14 protein-coding genes and 2 pseudogenes are annotated in these 17,538 nt (G+C 44.0%); 11 read left to right on the top strand and 5 right to left on the bottom strand.

Annotated elements, in window-relative coordinates; all coding sequences use genetic code 11:
* Positions 1–6 precede the first annotated feature (6 nt).
* Positions 7–1,389: an asparagine--tRNA ligase gene (gene asnS / locus G4D54_05555; GenBank protein ID QJA01927.1), complete on the top strand. Its 1,383-nt coding sequence runs from the start codon at positions 7–9 to the stop codon at positions 1,387–1,389.
* Between the two features lie 15 nt (positions 1,390–1,404).
* The gene (locus G4D54_05560; GenBank protein QJA01928.1) at positions 1,405–2,064 is read left to right on the top strand and encodes an N-acetyltransferase; all 660 of its coding nucleotides are present in this window, start codon (positions 1,405–1,407) and stop codon (positions 2,062–2,064) included.
* Positions 2,065–2,119: 55 nt separating this feature from the next.
* Here the strand turns inward: G4D54_05560 and G4D54_05565 are convergent, their stop codons facing one another.
* From G4D54_05565 to G4D54_05585, 5 genes and pseudogenes are all read right to left on the bottom strand, one after another.
* Positions 2,120–2,443, bottom strand: a complete 324-nt coding sequence (locus G4D54_05565; GenBank protein QJA01929.1) for a helix-turn-helix transcriptional regulator — start codon at positions 2,441–2,443, stop codon at positions 2,120–2,122.
* Between the two features lie 409 nt (positions 2,444–2,852).
* Positions 2,853–3,185, bottom strand: a complete 333-nt coding sequence (locus G4D54_05570; protein ID QJA01930.1) for a helix-turn-helix transcriptional regulator — start codon at positions 3,183–3,185, stop codon at positions 2,853–2,855.
* Between the two features lie 85 nt (positions 3,186–3,270).
* Positions 3,271–3,581 (bottom strand): annotated as a pseudogene (locus tag G4D54_05575) (hypothetical protein).
* Positions 3,582–4,032: 451 nt separating this feature from the next.
* Positions 4,033–4,448: pseudogene (locus G4D54_05580) on the bottom strand (hypothetical protein).
* Positions 4,449–4,593: 145 nt separating this feature from the next.
* Positions 4,594–5,550: an Rpn family recombination-promoting nuclease/putative transposase gene (locus tag G4D54_05585; GenBank protein ID QJA01931.1), complete on the bottom strand. Its 957-nt coding sequence runs from the start codon at positions 5,548–5,550 to the stop codon at positions 4,594–4,596.
* 385 nt (positions 5,551–5,935) lie between these two features.
* Between G4D54_05585 and G4D54_05590 the strand changes: the two genes are divergently transcribed.
* The 9 genes from G4D54_05590 (at position 5,936) to G4D54_05630 (ending at position 17,515) form a co-directional block, all read left to right on the top strand.
* Positions 5,936–6,772, top strand: a complete 837-nt coding sequence (locus tag G4D54_05590; protein ID QJA01932.1) for a LicD family protein — start codon at positions 5,936–5,938, stop codon at positions 6,770–6,772.
* A 17-nt stretch (positions 6,773–6,789) separates the two neighbouring features.
* Positions 6,790–8,082 (top strand): N-acetylmuramoyl-L-alanine amidase, encoded by a 1,293-nt coding sequence (locus tag G4D54_05595; GenBank protein QJA01933.1) that lies wholly within the window; start codon positions 6,790–6,792, stop codon positions 8,080–8,082.
* Positions 8,083–8,115: 33 nt separating this feature from the next.
* Positions 8,116–9,972, top strand: a complete 1,857-nt coding sequence (gene abc-f, locus G4D54_05600) for an ABC-F type ribosomal protection protein (GenBank protein QJA01934.1) — start codon at positions 8,116–8,118, stop codon at positions 9,970–9,972.
* A gap of 16 nt (positions 9,973–9,988) precedes the next feature.
* Complete coding sequence (locus G4D54_05605) at positions 9,989–10,987, top strand: NADPH dehydrogenase (protein ID QJA01935.1); 999 nt, start codon at positions 9,989–9,991, stop codon at positions 10,985–10,987.
* Between the two features lie 223 nt (positions 10,988–11,210).
* Positions 11,211–12,278 (top strand): cell division protein FtsZ, encoded by a 1,068-nt coding sequence (gene ftsZ, locus G4D54_05610; protein ID QJA01936.1) that lies wholly within the window; start codon positions 11,211–11,213, stop codon positions 12,276–12,278.
* A 133-nt stretch (positions 12,279–12,411) separates the two neighbouring features.
* Positions 12,412–13,830: a spore germination protein gene (locus tag G4D54_05615; protein QJA01937.1), complete on the top strand. Its 1,419-nt coding sequence runs from the start codon at positions 12,412–12,414 to the stop codon at positions 13,828–13,830.
* A 60-nt stretch (positions 13,831–13,890) separates the two neighbouring features.
* On the top strand, positions 13,891–14,241 hold the full coding sequence (locus tag G4D54_05620) for a hypothetical protein (protein QJA01938.1): 351 nt from the start codon (positions 13,891–13,893) through the stop codon (positions 14,239–14,241).
* Between the two features lie 72 nt (positions 14,242–14,313).
* Positions 14,314–15,519 carry a diphosphate--fructose-6-phosphate 1-phosphotransferase gene (locus G4D54_05625; protein ID QJA01939.1) on the top strand — a complete coding sequence of 402 codons (1,206 nt, stop codon included), beginning with the start codon at positions 14,314–14,316 and terminating at the stop codon, positions 15,517–15,519.
* A 295-nt stretch (positions 15,520–15,814) separates the two neighbouring features.
* The gene (locus G4D54_05630) at positions 15,815–17,515 is read left to right on the top strand and encodes an ABC transporter substrate-binding protein (protein ID QJA01940.1); all 1,701 of its coding nucleotides are present in this window, start codon (positions 15,815–15,817) and stop codon (positions 17,513–17,515) included.
* Positions 17,516–17,538 lie beyond the last annotated feature (23 nt).

The raw sequence follows: 17,538 nt of genomic DNA on the forward strand, positions 1-17,538 counted from the left end.
ATGAATATGTTTGAATTTATGACAATACGCGAGCTGTATGAGATCGTTATGAGTGGATCTCATGTGGAACAGGACAGCATGGAATATGTGCAGCTGCAGGGCTGGGTTCGGACAAACCGCTGCAGTGGCAAGCTTGGCTTCATCGAGCTGAATGACGGAACATATTTCCGAAACGCGCAGCTGGTGTATTTACAGGAACTGAAAAACTTTGCGGAGGTTGAGAAATATCCGACAGGTGCGGCGATCACCGTAACCGGAAAATTCGTGCTGACACCACAGGGAAAGCAGCCGTTTGAAATTCAGGTTACCGAAGCATCGCTGGAAGGGGATTGCGACCGTGATTATCCATTGCAGAAAAAGCGTCACAGCTTTGAATATCTGCGTGAAATTGCACATCTGCGTCCGCGTGCCAACTCCTTTTATGCAATCTTCCGTCTGCGCTCGGTATTATCCATGGCAATTCATGAATTTTTCCAGGATCAGGGCTTTGTATACGTACATACACCGATCATTACGGGAAATGATGGTGAGGGTGCTGGTGAAATGTTTAAGGCGACAACCAGAGATGATGCCGATTATGAGCAGGACTTCTTTGGAAAGGAAGCATTTTTGACGGTTACCGGACAGCTGCATGTCGAAGCGTTTGCCATGGCGTTCCGTGATGTGTATACCTTTGGTCCGGCCTTCCGTGCGGAGAATTCCAACACGAGCCGTCATGCCAGTGAGTTCTGGATGATTGAGCCGGAAATTGCCTTTGCGGATCTGGAGGATGATATGAACCTGATCGAGGATATGGTGAAATACTGTATCGATTATGTTCTTGAAAATGCGCCTGAGGAAATGAAATTTTTCAATACGATGATTGATAAGAGCTGTATTGAGCGTATCACGAAGGTGCGCAATTCGGATTTCAAGCGGATGACATATACGGAGGCAATCGATCTGCTGTTACAGGCGGATGTGAAGTTTGATAATAAGGTGGAATGGGGGATGGATCTCAATTCCGAGCATGAGCGTTATATCTGTGAGAAAATCGTGGATGGACCGGTTTTCCTGACGGATTATCCAAAGGAAATCAAGGCATTCTACATGCGTGTCAATGATGATGGAAAAACCGTGGCAGCCTGTGATCTGCTTGTCCCGGGAGTCGGTGAGCTGGTCGGCGGCAGTCAGCGTGAAGAACGCTATGATGTTTTGGAAGCGCGTATGAAGGATATGGGCATGACGACAGACAGTCTGCAGTGGTATATGGATTTGAGAAGATACGGAGGCTGCAAGCATGCCGGTTTCGGTCTTGGCTTTGACCGCCTGTTGATGTACCTGACAGGAATGCAGAATATCCGTGATGTGGAGCCATTCCCGCGTACACCGAAGAATCTGTTATTTTAAGAGTTACGGCCATGGATGCGTCCATGGCTTTCTTGTGAGGGGGAGGGCTTTGTCGGCCTCAAAGTCTGTGGGGAGGAAAGGAGCACCATGAAAACTATACGGTTTGCGCAGCTGTCGGATGCACCGGCACTTCTATCCATCTATGCACATTATGTGGAGAACAGTGTTATCACCTTTGAATATGACGTTCCCTCTCTGGAAGAATTTGAAGGACGCATGATGAAGATTCAAAGGGAATACCCGTATCTGGTATGTGAGATTGATCAGAACATCGTGGGGTATGCCTATGCACACCGTCATATGGAACGTGCCGCCTATCAGTGGAATGTGGAATTATCCATCTATCTGCTGCCGCAGGTACAGCACCGTCAGATCGGTAAGGCACTGTATACGGCACTTTTGGAGGTTTTAAAGCTGCAGGGTTTGCAGACAGCGATTTCCTGTATCACACTACCCAATGACGCAAGTCTTGCATTGCATAGAAGCTTCGGTTTTACAGAAATCGGTGTGCTGCGTAATGCAGGCTATAAATTCGATGCATGGAGAGATGTAATCTGGCTGCAGAAGGCACTGCATGAGCACCCTGTACCTGTACAGGAATGGATCAGTATCGAGCGGCTTGATTATATTCGCATCATGGAAATTTTTCACACCACATGTATGATTATCATATAGAAAACTGCCGCATCATTATGACACGGCAGTTTTTTCGTCTGCTTGTTTGTATCGTTTAATTCTTACTGCCGTTATTCAGCAGCAGATCAATCAGCTGTAAGATAGGCTTTTTCTGTTCATTTGTCAAAAGGCCCCATTTCTTCAGTAAATTCTGCTCTTCCAGTTCATGCTTCTTCATGAGGGACTCATCATAAAAAAATTCACTCAGTGTCATATCCATTGCGGTCAGCAGTGATTCCAGCGTAGATATCGTCGGAAGATTATTTTTACGAAATAAGGAATTGATGGTGCTTTGCGCTACATCGGCTTTCTGAGCCAGCTTGTATTCCGTAAGATTATGCTGCTTCATCAATACTTTTAGCTTCTCTAAATAATCCATGGCGACCTCCTGTTCTATATCTATTGTAATACGATAAAGCGTAGCAAAACTAACGTAAAGGCGTTATATATAACGTATCGGCGTTAGTATTAACGGAAAAATGTTAAATATGTCATATTTAATGGAATAGATGATCATTTTCTGAAATAAAGAGGTTGAGAATTCTCAATATCGGGATTATATGTATGGCTTTTCCTGAATGCTTTTATATGGGAGCCTTTACGCTAAAATATACTCAAGGCTGTTGCACCCGGTATCCGGATACTAGGGATTGTTCCATAAAGCAGATTATATGTGGGATACAATTGATATTGTGAATACGTCGTTAAAGTGTCTGCCTGGTATACGTGGAGGATAAAAAAATCACTGCTGGAGTATAAGGACAGCTGTGATCTTTTGTAATGCACTTTCATCCGTTTGCTCTGTTAGAGCCGGTGTTTAACAATAAATCGATGAGTATGAGTACCCCGTTTTTCTGCTCACTGGTCATGAAATTCCATTTGCTCATTAAATTTTGTTCTTCCAGCTGATGTTTCTTCATGAGCGCATCATCATAGAAAAATTCACTCAAAGTCATATCCAGGGCTTCCAATAGTGCCTCCAGTGTTGAAATTGTAGGAAGGTTATTTTTCTGGAATAAGGAATTTATGGTACTCTGCGGTACATTGGCTTTTTTTGCCAGCTGATTTTCATTGAGACCATGTTGCTTCATAAGGAGCTTTAGTTTCTCTAGATAATTCATGGGATTCTTCCTCCTCTATATGTATTGTAATACGGAAAAACGTTATGAAAATAACGAATGAACGTTAAAACTAACATATAGGCGTTTATACTAACGAAAAACCGATATACATATGTTGAGTTATATGGAAAAGCTCTATATGGAGGAAATACATACGGGTTATCCGATTGTATGATACAAGCAGAAATGTAAAAAAAGGAATCCTTACGGTTTCCTTACATACGTAAAAGATAAAGCCAACCATTCTAAAAGGTGGCTGGTGTTGTTTATAGGCGGTTTTATGTATTATTTTTTACACTCCACTTGACACTTTAGTTCCTGAAAAGTATCACAGGTTAAAATGAGATTGGAGATGTTCTCGATTTGCTCTGCTGTCAAAGTACAAAGCCATGTCATATGATCCTCATGATACTTGATTTCTATGAGTTTGTGTAAGAATTGCCTCTTTTCTTCCATCTTTCCCGCTGCTATTCTCTTTTCAGAGCTGTCCTCCAAGTCATAGCGGTAACGTGCCTCTTCCAATTGCATTGCCATTGCGGTTGACCAAAGCTCGTCATTCTTCTGTATTTCCTCGTACTTGCTCACCTGGAACCCTTTGGGTAAGAATACCTTCACCAGCCTCTTTTTTGACTTCAGCATATCATTTTTTTCATTATGTTCAAACAGATACAGCAGTGTTCAAAGTCATTCAACCTTTGGGTGTTCTTTCCCTTTTATCAGTATATCAGCCACATAGAGAAAACTGACATTTGTATGAACAATATGAAAAGCCTCAGCACTTCATGTGCTGAGAGCCTTTCGTTTACGGTATAGAAAAGAAATTCACAATTATGATGTATAGAATAACTTATTTCATATCAGCTTTATTTAATTGCTTTTTGAGTGACTCGAAGGTGTCACATTCCAGAAGTAACGTGGATACGATATGCATCTGCTCCTCAGTTAATGCCTGCAGCCACGTTACGCAGTCCTCATGATACTTAATTTCTATGAGTTTGTGTAAGAGCTGTCTCTCTCCTTCCAGCTTACCTTCCATTTTTCCGGCAGCTTTTCCCTCTTCAAAGCTGTCACGCAAGCCGTTGCGGTAACGTGCCTCTCCCATCTGAATCGCCATAGCCGTTGACCACAGCTCATCATCCTTCTGCATTTCCTCATACTTGTTCATGAATACCCTCACCAGCCTTTCCTTTGACTTCAGTATATCATTTTTTTCATTATGTTCAAACAGATACAGCAGTGTTCAAAGTCATTCAACCTTTGGATGTTCTTTCCCTTTTTTCAGCATATCAGCCTATAGAGAAAACTGACTTTTGTATGAACAATATGAAAAGCCTCAGCACTTCATGTGCTGAGAGCCTTTCGTTTACGGTATAGAAAAGAAATTCACAATTATGATGTATAGAATAACTTATTTCATATCAGCTTTATTTAATTGCTTTTTGAGCGACTCGAAGGTGTCACATTCCAGAAGTAAAGTGGATACGATATGCATCTGCTCATCAGTTAATGCCTGCAGCCACGTTACACAGTCCTCATGATACTTAATTTCTATGAGTTTGTGTAAGAGCTGTCTCTCTCCTTCCAGCTTACCTTCTATCTTTCCTTCCATCCTACCTTCCATTTTTCCGGCAGCTTTTCCCTCTTCAAAGCTGTCACGCAAGCCGTTGCGGTAACGTGCTTCTCCCATCTGAATCGCCATAGCCGTTGACCACAGCTCGTCATCCTTCTGCATTTCCTCATACTTGTTCATGAATACCCTCACCAGCCTTTCCTTTGACTTCAGTATATCATTTTTTTCATTATTTTCAAACAGGTATACCAGCTGTTCAAAGTCATTCAGCCTCTGCATTTCCTTCTCCTTTACGATGTCATTGATTGCCGGCATATGAACAAAGGTGCGAAGGATGAGCGGATAGCCGCTTTCATCTTCTCCCTGCTCATTGCGCATCTGATACTGATTGATCAGATTTCTGTTGTTCCATGCATACTCATCAATGAAGATAATTTGATAAACCGGCTTTAATTGATCATAAAACTCACCGCTTTTCAGCTGATTGTTCAATGCTCTGGCACCGTAAAATTCAAAGCGCATCATTTCCGCTATTCCCTTACAGGTCGTCTGCATCTCGATATTGAAATGACGATTTTGTTCATCCTTTACATGCACATCCAGAATGATGCGCTTCTTTCCGATGATGCCTGGATCCAGGTTGGGATTGAGCACGGTGCTTTCCTTTACCCTGATTCCGGTAACACGCTCAATGATGGTGTTGCGGGCGTACACAGAGCCTTCATCTTCACGGGAAAGGGTGTACTTAAAAAATAGATCGTTACTGTAGTTGAGTTGATTCCTTGCATTTGACATTTTTATGTCCTCCATTCTGTAAGGGCTCCTTACCCCCTTCTATACGTATGGAATCTGTCAAATTCCTAAAAAATCCACAAATGCTTGATTTTTTTGTTATATTTTTATGTAAAAGGGGATTTCATAGCAGAGCGATAAACAATGCGCTCCTCAGGATGGTTTAGGATAGATTTCCGTATCCGTAGTGTTTATTTTACATGCTTTGTGGTTGTCCTGCTCTCCATGACGCGATTGGATCGCAAAAAAGCCCGGTACTTTCAAATATTACCGGTGACTCTGTTATTTTAGTGATTTCGCATTATGGTTTCTTACCTTTTTGTGATATTTTTTGAAAACCGTTGTGTTCGCTATCTTTATCTTCTATAATATAACATGGTGATTTGTGATGAAAGAGTACATATTAAAGACAAGAAAAGATGGTACCAGCATTACCGTACGGGATGTACAGCTCGTACTGCTGGAAATGCTGAAGGATATAGATGCATTGTGTAAAAAGCACAACATTCGATACTGGCTGACCGGCGGAAGTGCCCTTGGCGCTGTCCGGCACAAAGGCTTTATTCCATGGGATGATGATGCGGATATCGGAATGCTGCGCGAGGATTATGAAAAATTCCAAAGGGTGGTTCATGAACTGGGCGATGCCTATATCACACAGTGCTTTGAAACCCACAGCGAGTATAATGTGCTGGTTCCGCCGATGAAGGTACGAAAAAAAGGTACCTATTGTGTGGAATACAACGCGCTGTTAAAAAATAAATGCAGAGATAGTGACGGCTTGTTCATTGATATTTTTGTGCTGGATCATGTAAGCGAAAACAAAGCAAAGGATTTTATATGGCGTGTGCGCAACGGTATTCTGATGGTTTTGATCGTCTTCTTTGAGAATCTGCACTGCAATCCGCTGCTTTTAAAGCGCCGATTTGTACGCAATGCAAAAAAATACGGGCAGATCAATAAGAACACCGCATGGATTGGCTATGATCTGACCTGGACCTTTAATTCCTTTTTTCATCCGGTTGTATACAGCTTGGAAAGTGTTTTTCCTATACAGTACGTGGAGTTTGAGGATACCATGCTGCCGGTACCGAAGAGACCGAAGGATATGCTGGATGTTGAAGTATCCACGCAGCATATGAGCTATCCGCCGTTAAAGGACCAGGCACCCAAGCATATCAAGGATATCGAACTGCAGGCTTCACTGATTGATGATATACGTTAGAAAACGGAGGGATACTCATGGCATACGCACCTCGACAACGAAAATACAAGGTACGCTGGAAAATCGCAGTACCGCTGATTCTGCTGGTTGCTCTTGTTTTGTATGCGGTCGCAGGACTGCTGTTTCCGCAGAAGAAGGAAGAAGCCAAAAAATTCACTGTCTGCGGCTTGAACAGTGAAGAAACGATACATCTGTTAAACAAAAAGGCTGCCGATACCCTCACGGTTCGGGATTATGTCTTTTACGGAGAATCTCTGGGTTTATATACTCAGACATATGATGCAAAAGGCGACAAGGATGAGCTTGCAGGAAAAACCGTAGAGCTGCATAACCTGTGTACGGATGAAACCATTCCGATGACCATGGATTCCACAGCGGATCAGAAAATCACGCTGGAGGATCTCAATCCCGGCTATTATGAGATAACGGTTATTGATAATCTGGTGAAGAAGCGGGTTATCTTTGATCGGACGCTGCATTCGGATACCTTTACCACCGTACAGCGCAAGGGAAATGTCAATGCGATAAAGCTGATTGCGGATCAGGATCTGCTGAAGGATTATGACAGTAAGCTGGATCAGAACTACCTGTTTTTATCCGTGGAAAAAGCCAAGCCCAAAGAGGGAGATATTGATGTTCTGCTGGATCCCTATGGAATGAATATGGATCTTACCTATGTCCCGGATGAGGGAAATAAAGGGAATGGTATCACAGAATATAAGGAAACCTACAAGGCAGCCGTATGGATGAAGGAAGAGCTTGAACAACATGGTCTGCGGGTGGAAATAACGAAAAGCGATGCGTCAGAGCAGCCGAAGCCTGCCTATGGAAAAGATGGCAGACTGGCAGACGGCTATCAGAAGCATGCACGCTATTATATTTATCTGCGGTTTAATACGAACCCGGATGAGAATGTGAGCGGTGTGGAAATCTGGCACAGTGCCTACAGCAGTCCGACGCTTGGAAAAAATATTATGTACGGTCTGGAAAAGAAGCTGAAGATGAGCGGCAGTGCGTATACGGATGCAAACAATCCCGGTGTCGGTGCAAGTCCGCTGATCAGTGGCGGCTACGATATGTATTCCAATATTCGGGAAGCGGGCGGACGTGCAACCATGGCAGGAAAGGGCAGTGAAAATGCCCGTAAGGAAAACCAGACCTTTGTGGATGCGGACGGCATGCAGGGGCTGGAAATAGATTTTGCCTATGTATCAAATAAAGAGGATGCCGCATACTGGTTAAAGAACGGGGAGAAGATTTCCAAACAGGCAGCCGCCTCCTTTGCCAGCGGCATCAATGCGTCCAAATAAATATTACGAATCTAATAAAAGAAGGTGGAGATGATGAAATATCAGATTCATAAAGGAAGCAAATATTACGGTGCAACAACCGTATTTGAAAACATACAGTTTGAAATAAGAAATACTGAGAAAATCGCCATTGTCGGAAGAAACGGCTGCGGAAAGACAACGCTGCTGCGGGTGATTGCGGAAACGGAAGTACTGGATGCCGGAGAAATTCATAAGGAAAATAAACTGCGGATCGGTTATCTGGCACAGACGACCTTCACGGATGAGAATGTCATTGTGGAAGAAGAGATGGAGCAGGCCTTTGAACAGGTGAAGGCGGTTGGTAAACGGCTGGAGGAGCTGAGTGAAAAAATGTGCAGCGACCACAGTGAAGCTGTGCTGAATGCCTATGCGGATGTACAGCAGCGCTTTGAAGAACTGGGCGGCTATACCTATCGCAGTGAAATGATGACGATTTTTACAAAATTCGGGTTTCAGGAGGATGACCTCAAACGCCCGATCTCTACGTTTTCCGGTGGTCAGAAAACACGGCTGGCATTTGTGAAGCTACTGCTGAGCAAGCCGGATGTCCTGTTGCTGGATGAGCCGACCAACCATCTGGATATTGATACGATCGAGTGGCTGGAGGGATATGTGAAACGCTATCCCAAGGCAGTTATCCTCGTATCCCATGACCGTATGTTTCTGGATGATGTCGTGGATGTCGTCTATGAAATCGAATACGGTGTCATGCGGCGCTATCCGGGAAACTACAGCAATTACGTGAATGTGAAAAAAAGTGATCTGGAACAGCAGAAAAGTGCTTATATTCGCCAGCAGAAGGAAATTCAGCGAATGGAGGAGCTGATTGAGAAGTTCCGGTATAAGAAAAATAAGGCTGCCTTTGCACAGTCAAAAATCAAATATCTGGATCGTATGGAGCGTATCGAGGATCCCAAAAGCAACGAGAAAAGCTTCAATGCCCGCTTTGTACCCAATGTAAAGGGTGGAAAACGGGTTCTGGAGGTACAGGATTTGACAATTGGCTATGACCAGCCGCTATGTACCGTGAATCTGGAGGTTATGCAGTCTGCCAAGATTGCCGTGATCGGGCCAAACGGAAAAGGAAAATCAACCTTCATGAAAACGCTGATGAAGCAGGTGAAGCCGCTGTCCGGCAGCTTTCTGCTCGGGCATCAGATCGAGGTTGGATATTTTGATCAGGAGCTTGCGCAGTTCAACAGTGCAAATACCGTGCTGGAAGAGGTATGGAACGACTTTCCGGATTTGAATCGCACCGAGGTGCGCACTGCACTGGGATGCTTTCTCTTTACCGGGGAAGAGGTTTTCAAAACCGTGGACTGCCTGTCCGGAGGAGAGAAGGTACGCCTGAGCTTTGTGAAGCTGATGCTGTCACACCCCAATTTCCTTTTAATGGATGAGCCGACCAACCATCTGGATCTCATCGGTAAAGAGGCGCTGGAGGAATCCCTGAAGGATTATGAGGGCACGATGCTGTTTGTTTCCCATGACCGTTACTTTATAAGCAAGCTGGCTACCGCGATTCTGGTCATTGATGACGGTAAGGCAAGCTATTATCCGCTGACCTATGAGGAATATATGAACAGGGATAAGGCGCAGCCGGTGGAAAAGAAGCAGCAGCCGGAGAAAAAAGAAAGTGCAAAGCCGGAGCGCTACATCAATTACGGCAAGGAAATCAGTAAGCTGGAAAAAAAGATTGCGGTGAAGGAGGAGGAGCTGGAGGCTCTTCGTGAGCTGCGCTTTGAACCGGAGTACTACCACGATTATCATAAAATGCAGGAGCTGGATGAAAAAATTGATCTTATTCACAATGAAATTGAAAATCTGATGCAAAAGTGGGAAGAATACAGTGAGAAAGTAGAAAACTAAGAAAGAAGGGATTCACTTGAAGGTTTTTGAAAAAAACAAGCTGGGGCATATGGAGCTGAGCAATCGCATCGGAGTACCTGCCATGTGTACCTATATGGTGAAAACAAAGGATGGTGTGGGAAATCTGCATCATGTTGCGCATTATGATACGCTTGCCAAGGGGCGGCCGGCCTTTATCGTGCAGGAAGCTACGGCAGTAAATGCCCACGGCTATATCAATGATGAATGTCTGGGGATCTTTACACCGAGGCAGCGGCAGATTCTGAAGGATATTGTGGATTGTGTTCATGCCTATGGTGTGAACATCGGTATTCAGTTAAATCACGCCGGAATGAAAAATACCTTTGGTAATCAGAAGTATGGACCGATGGAGCAGGGGGATGTCATCTCTCTGGATGAGGATGGTATCAATGAGCTGATTGTGAATTTTGAATTCGCAAGCCGCTGGGCACGGGAGCTTGGATATGATTTTGTGGAGGTGCATGCCGCCCACGGGTATCTGATTAACCAGTTTTTATCTCCGCTCACCAATCAGCGCAGCGATGCTTATGGGCAGGACCGTACCCTTCTGCTTCGCCGTATCGTGGAGGGCTGCCGGGATAATTTTGAGGGAGATATCGTGGTTCGTATCTCTGCCGAGGAATATGAAGCCGGTGGTCTGCATCCGGAAGATATGAAGTCAACGGTACAGGTGATTGAGGAAGCCGGAGCTGCTGCGATTTCCGTATCCAGCGGCGGGTTGAATACAGGAGCTGTACATGCGTACCCGCTGTATCAGATACCCTATGCGGAAACAATCCGTACCATGACGACGTTACCGGTCATGGGGGTTGGCTGTATTACCAAAGAATCAGAAATCAGTCAGATCCTGCAGGAGGAGCGCTGTGATTATGTGCTTCTCGGGCGGAAATTACTGCGTGATCCGTTTTTTCTGTTGAAATGGCAGGATGAGCTGGGATTGCTTCGTGAGGAAGAAATCGGTCAGTGTCTGTATCGTGGAATCCATATGAAATAATGTAGAAACAGTCTTCGGACTGTTTTTTTCTGGAAAACTGGCAGCATGTGTCAAATTTGAAACAGCGGATATTGTAATATACAGACAGGTGATGGTATGTATTTGATAAAACTGTGCGAATTTACAGATGCCCTACTTTTTAACAATTATATAGGGGAAGGAACAGGATTGGATACAAAATCAGCTGTGCAGATGGTGGGTATTTATTACAGGATGTCTTGTAATGGAATGCAATGATAAACGTATTTTTGTACAGGTGCTGAAAATGAGGTTGGCAGGGGATACAGCAGTATCGTCTTACTACATAATGAAAGGTGTGCGTTTTATTTACATCATGTGTTATGATATCTGTCTGAAAGATAAAGGAGATTCTATGGGAAAGGTCACAATTAAAATTTTTGGTATCGGTGATGGCGGGAATACTATCATCCGCCATATGCTGCAGCATAGACTGCACGGTGTGGAATATATTGCGGTCAATACCAATCGGCTTGCTTTGCTGCAGCTTTCACAGGAGCATAAACTATTGATTGGAGAAAAGCAGACGAAAGGATATGGGACAGGAGCAGATTCTTTATTGGGCAAGCGTGCAGCAATCGAGGCGAAGGAGGAAATCTGTAAAAGAATGAAGGGTGCGGATATGATACTGTTATGTGCCGGTCTTGGGGGCGGTACAGGGAGTGGAGCACTTCCGGTATTTGCACAGCTTGCCAGAGAGCTGCATGCGCTGACCATTGCGTTTGTAACGCTGCCCTTTCCCTTTGAAGGAAAAAAACGCATGCGCACTGCCATGGCATCTATGGAAGAAATATATTCGTACACGGATACCTGCATTACGCTCTCTAACCGTCATATCCTTCAGCATCTTGGCAATGCTCCGATCACCAGTGCATTTTCCACAGCAAACAGCATCATTCAGCAGGGAATACAGGCACTGTACGAGCTGATTACCATTCCTGTTTACATCAATATTGATTACGCGGATATCTGTACAACGATGGAAAAACAGAAGCACGGGTTTATCGGCGTCGGATATGGAAGCGGGAATCGGAAAGGGGAAGATGCAGTCAAGGAAGCTTTATCCGCAAGTCTTTTAGAACATGACATCAGGGGACTGCATCACGCGATTGTTCACATATGCGGTAACAGTGAGCTGACATTGGAGGAGGTTCAGCAAATTGTCAATTTCATACATACGGAGGCTGGTGGTGCACTGGATATCATATTCGGCATGGCAATCAATGATAGTTTAAAGGACGAGGTCATTGTAACGATTCTTGCGGCAGGATGAGCCTCTTAAAAAATATTTACAGGAAGTATAGCAATGAAAGCAGCTAGAAGAAAATCTATATATTCTATGTATACATTCATGAATTCCTGCATAATTCCTTTCATTCTGCACACGATAACAGCAGGTGATGCAAATGAAAAAGGAATATGAGAAACTGAACACCCGCCTGAAAGAACAAATGCAGACGGATTTAAACTTTGATATCGTTGTAAAACCGCTGCTCGTACAGGGAATCCATATGAATCTGTACTTTGTGGACGGCTTTGCTAAGGATGAAATACTGGAAAAGATGATGGAATTTCTATTAAAAGCCGATTTACAGAAATGCGTGGAAACACAGGATATTCAGACCTTCTGCGACTCCTGGCTCTCCTATCTCGAGGTGGATGTGCAGCCGGATTTTGCGGCGATGATTACATCTGTTTTAAGCGGCAGTGTCCTGATGATCGTAGAAGGCTATGAGGAAGGTATTGTGATTGATGCCAGAACGTATCCCACACGCAGTATGCAGGAGCCGGAGGATGATAAGGTGCTGCGCGGCAGTCGGGACGGCTTTGTGGAAACACTGATTTTCAATACAGCCTTAATACGGCGAAGAATCCGCGATACACATCTGCGAATGGAATACCATACGCTGGGCTCTATGAGCAAAAGTGATATTGTGCTGTGCTATATGGATGGACTGGCTGATAAGGATTTGCTGGATGATATCCGCAATAAGCTGTCGGAAATCCATGTGGAGGCGCTGACCATGGCACAGGAGAGTCTTGCTGAAGCACTGGTACCGCACAAATGGCTGAATCCATTTCCCAAGGTTCGCTATACAGAGCGTCCGGATGCGGCCAGCAGTAATATTCTGGAGGGAAAGGTCATTTTAATGATTGACAACTCGCCCAGTGTGCTCATCCTGCCGACCAGCTTTTTTGACTTCATACAGGAGGCACAGGACTATTATCTGCCACCGATTACCGGAAGCTATCTGCGCATCGTACGCATTCTGGTGTTTTTCCTGACACTGCTTGTCACACCCATCTGGTACTATCTCAACTGCAATCCGCAGCTGACACCGGACTGGCTCAGCTTTGCGATGATACAGGACCATATGAATCTGCCGATCATCGTGCAGTTTCTGGTGCTGGAATTCGGTATTGATGCTCTGAAGATGGCATCTCTCAACACCCCAAGCTCCCTGAACAGCTCCTTCAGTATCATCGGTGCACTGATCCTGGGGGATTTTGCAGTGAATGCAGGCTGGCTGGCACCGGAAATTATCCTGTATATGGCATTTGTGGCACTTGCGAACTTCACGCAGCCAAGCTATGAGCTGGGCTATGCGATCAAATTCATGCGTGTGATGCTGCTGGTGCTTACGGCGATTTCACCGGTTTGGGGCTTCTGGCTCGGTATCGCACTTATGCTGATTATCATGGCAAGCAACCGCACCGTGACAAACACCTCCTATTTCTATCCGCTGTTCCCGTTCAATCCACATGATTTCAAAATGATATTCGCACGAAAAAAGCTGCGCGGGAAAAGCAGCAGCCGTTCCTGAAACTTTTGCTTCCATAATCTGCGAAACGTGTTACCATATGCATGAGGATGTGATTTGCATATGGTAAAAACAATACAGGATAATATACTGGCACATTGTATGGAGCTGGCGCTGATGCCTGCTTTGCTGTACAGCTATCGCGACGGCGGTGTTCTGTACTGGATCGTATTGATTTTGATGGATGACTATATATTGAGGCATCAGGATGTGAAGGGACTGCTGCCGCTGTGGGGGGATGCACGCTATAAAAAGGATATCCGTCTGCTGCTGATTCTGGAGGGCTGTATGCTGGCAGGTATTGTGATCATCGCCTTTAAAAACTGGCAGGTTTCCGCGATTCTGCTTGTGAATGACCTGATTCTTGATTTTATCGGTATATTTGGACAGTATAATACAAAGAAAAACAAATAGGAACTTTAAAAATAGCGGATTATGTGCTAAAATAATGCCGTAATGTTAAATGTTAATAGGAGGAATTATAACATGGCAAATTGTTTAGTTGCACAGTCTGGTGGACCAACTACCGTTATTAACGCTTCTTTGGCAGGTGTGGTACGCGCAAACCAGTTGAACCCTGTATATGACCACGTATATGGTGGATTAAATGGTATTGAAGGAATTCTGGAAGACCGTTTATACGATCTGACAAACATGAGCGAGTACGAAAACAGACTTCTGCGTCAGACGCCGTCTTCTGCACTTGGAAGCTGCCGCTACAAGCTGAAGAGAAACGATGAAACAGATTACCGCAAGCTGGTTGAAATCATGGACAAGCATGATATCGAAATTCTGTTCTATATCGGCGGAAATGATTCCATGGATACTGTTGATGCACTGAGCCAGTGGGCGAAGGCAAACAATATCGACAAGCGTTTTGTTGGTATTCCAAAAACAGTAGACAATGACCTGATGGTTACTGACCACTGTCCGGGATTCGCTTCAGGAGCTAAATTTGCTAATGAAGTTGTAAACGCTACTTGGCTGGACTACAACGTATATACACGTGAAGAAGTATTTATTCTGGAAACAATGGGTAGAGATGCAGGATGGCTTGCAGGATCTACAGTTGTTACCGGAAGAGTTGACCTGATCGTTCTGCCTGAGGTTGATTTCGATAAGGAAAAATTCCTTGCACAGGTTAAGAAATGCATGGATGAAAAAGGAAAATGCTACATCGTTACAAGTGAGGGTGCTCACTATGCAGACGGTACATACATTGCAGCCGGTGAAGCTGTAAATGACGGTTTCGGACACGCTGTATTAGGTGGTGCCGGTGAAAACCTGAAAAATATGATTCTGGAAGCTGGTATCGCTCCTCGTGCTAAGGTGCAGGATCTGAGTACTGCAGCAAGAAGCTCCAACTTCGCACAGTCACTGGTTGACGTTACAGAAGCATTTGAGCTGGGTATGTCAGCACACAACAGAAGTGCTGATGGCAAATTTACAGGACACGTAGTTGCCGTACAGAGAGAATATGTGGATGGAAGATATAATGCAAAATTCATCTCCGGACCTGCTGAAAACTTCGCTAACCATGTAAAACATGTACCTGTTGAGTGGATTCTGCCGGATTACCAGGGTCTGACACAGGAATTCTATGACTACATCACACCACTGATTCAGGGTGAGCCTACACTGATCATGGAAAACGGAATTCCTAAGACAATCGTTCCTTTCAACAAACGATAAGATTATACATGAACAGCAAAAAGGATGTGTTCTCATATTGAGAGCATCCTTTTTTTCTGCAGCTGCCTGGGAGCGAAAGGGTGTCCATATATAATGCACAAATTTATCATTTTGTCTGAAAATAAAGTGATACATAGCATGCTAATGCATTTGGTTTCATAAAAATGACGGTTTTCTTTCATGAAAATGTAAACAAAAATGACATTTTCGTGTGAAAGTGAGAGTTAAAATATTGTATTTCTATGTGAATTACGATATAATAAGGTCATTATCAGGAATGATAGGAGGGAATTAGATGAAAAAGCTATTCAAAGTGATGGCCGCAGCAGCATGTGCGCTTTCACTGACAGCCTGTGGAGGATCTTCTAAAAAAAGTGATACATTAGTTGTAGGAGCTGAGGAACTTACAGGAACATTTTCACCATTGTACTACACTGGTGCTTACGACGGATACGTAATCGATCTGGTGTACAACAAATTGATGGAGTATGACGTGGATGGTAATTTACAGCCTTCTCTGGCAGAAAAAACGGACGTTGCCAAGGATGGTAAAACAATTACATTCAATCTGAGAAAGGGTGTTAAGTTCTCAGACGGAAGCGACTTTACAGCAAAGGATGTTGAATTCTCATACAAGGTAGTTTCAGATCCAAGCTATACAGGACGTTTCATCTCTACTTGCCAGTATCTGGAAGGATACAAGCAGTACAACAACAAAAAGAACAAGGAAGAACCAGATTATCCTGGTATCGAAGTGAAGGACGATTATACTGTCGTATTCCACTTCACAGAAGCAAGAAACGATAATCTGCAGAGTTTGATGAACATCAGTGTTATCAGCTCTAACCAGTTTAAGGATTCCTATGCTTACAAGAAAACAAAACCAATTCAGGATGCTGTAGGTAAACCAATCGGAACCGGACCATACGTATTGGACAAATGGGAAGCCGGTACAGGTGCTTCTCTGAAAAAGAATGAGAAATACTGGGGCGATGATTACAAGGGTATTGCAAATGTCATTATCAAACCGGTAAAGATGGAAACGGAATATCAGGAACTGAAATCCGGCAATATCGACCTGCTGGCAGGACAGATTGAGCCTAAGAAAATCGGACCTGCTTCCAACAACGAGGATCTGACAATCAACCACTACCCACGTGGTGGTATGGGTTACATCACTTACAACACAGTAAATGGTGCAACAAGTGAAAAAGAAGTACGTCAGGCACTGTCTTACGCATTCGACCGTCAGTCTTTCGTGAATTCTTACTATGAATGCAAGGACTGCAAGGATCTTGATGGTGTAGAAATCGGTTATGTACCAACAACTTGGAACAACCCAATCTCTAAGCTTGGTAAAGTTATCACAGGCGAGGAAAAGGTTGACGGCTTAACAAACTACAGCTATGACATCGAAAAGGCTAAAAAGCTTCTGGATGATGCAGGATGGAAAGTCGGAGCTAGCGGATTCCGTGAAAAAGACGGACAGAAGCTGGAAATCAAAATCATGGCAATCAAAGATCATGATATCCTGAACAACCTGATCCCTATGTGGAAAAAGGCTTGGGGTGAAGAGCTGAAAGCTGATGTTAAGGTTGCAACTGTTGACTTCAACACACTGATGGATAAAGTATACTATGACAAGAACATTGAAGAATGGAACGTTTACTTCATGGCTACTTCTTTCACAGATGATACAATGTCAGGTGCTGTAACGAACTTTGATTCCAAATATGTTGGTGATGGTCTGGACAACACAAGCCGTCTGAAAGACGAGAAGCTGGATAGTCTGATGGATGCTGCATTGACAGAAATGGATATGGATAAAGCAAAAGACAAATGGGTAGAGGCTCAGAAACAGGTAAATGAAGACGTTTCTGCACTGCCTGTATATGGTAACACTTACTTTGACTTCTACAACAAGAAGATCAAGAACCTGAAGACAAGTGCACTGTACCAGTGGACACATGGTCTGAGGGATGCTACAATCGAGTAAAGTTAAGTAGTAAACTGTAAAGT

Source organism: [Clostridium] innocuum (assembly GCA_012317185.1).
In the GTDB taxonomy this organism is placed as follows: domain Bacteria; phylum Bacillota_I; class Bacilli_A; order Erysipelotrichales; family Erysipelotrichaceae; genus Clostridium_AQ; species Clostridium_AQ innocuum.

Coding starts and splice junctions, on each gene's coding strand:
- G4D54_05620 (QJA01938.1), top strand. CDS start 13,891: ATGGTAAAAACAATACAGGATAATATACTGGCACATTGTATGGAGCTG.
- G4D54_05595 (QJA01933.1), top strand. CDS start 6,790: ATGGCATACGCACCTCGACAACGAAAATACAAGGTACGCTGGAAAATC.
- G4D54_05570 (QJA01930.1), bottom strand. CDS start 3,185: ATGAATTATCTAGAGAAACTAAAGCTCCTTATGAAGCAACATGGTCTC.
- G4D54_05560 (QJA01928.1), top strand. CDS start 1,405: ATGCGTCCATGGCTTTCTTGTGAGGGGGAGGGCTTTGTCGGCCTCAAA.
- asnS (QJA01927.1), top strand. CDS start 7: ATGTTTGAATTTATGACAATACGCGAGCTGTATGAGATCGTTATGAGT.
- ftsZ (QJA01936.1), top strand. CDS start 11,211: ATGGAATGCAATGATAAACGTATTTTTGTACAGGTGCTGAAAATGAGG.
- G4D54_05585 (QJA01931.1), bottom strand. CDS start 5,550: ATGTCAAATGCAAGGAATCAACTCAACTACAGTAACGATCTATTTTTT.
- G4D54_05630 (QJA01940.1), top strand. CDS start 15,815: ATGAAAAAGCTATTCAAAGTGATGGCCGCAGCAGCATGTGCGCTTTCA.
- G4D54_05565 (QJA01929.1), bottom strand. CDS start 2,443: ATGGATTATTTAGAGAAGCTAAAAGTATTGATGAAGCAGCATAATCTT.
- G4D54_05615 (QJA01937.1), top strand. CDS start 12,412: ATGAAAAAGGAATATGAGAAACTGAACACCCGCCTGAAAGAACAAATG.
- abc-f (QJA01934.1), top strand. CDS start 8,116: ATGAAATATCAGATTCATAAAGGAAGCAAATATTACGGTGCAACAACC.
- G4D54_05590 (QJA01932.1), top strand. CDS start 5,936: ATGAAAGAGTACATATTAAAGACAAGAAAAGATGGTACCAGCATTACC.
- G4D54_05625 (QJA01939.1), top strand. CDS start 14,314: ATGGCAAATTGTTTAGTTGCACAGTCTGGTGGACCAACTACCGTTATT.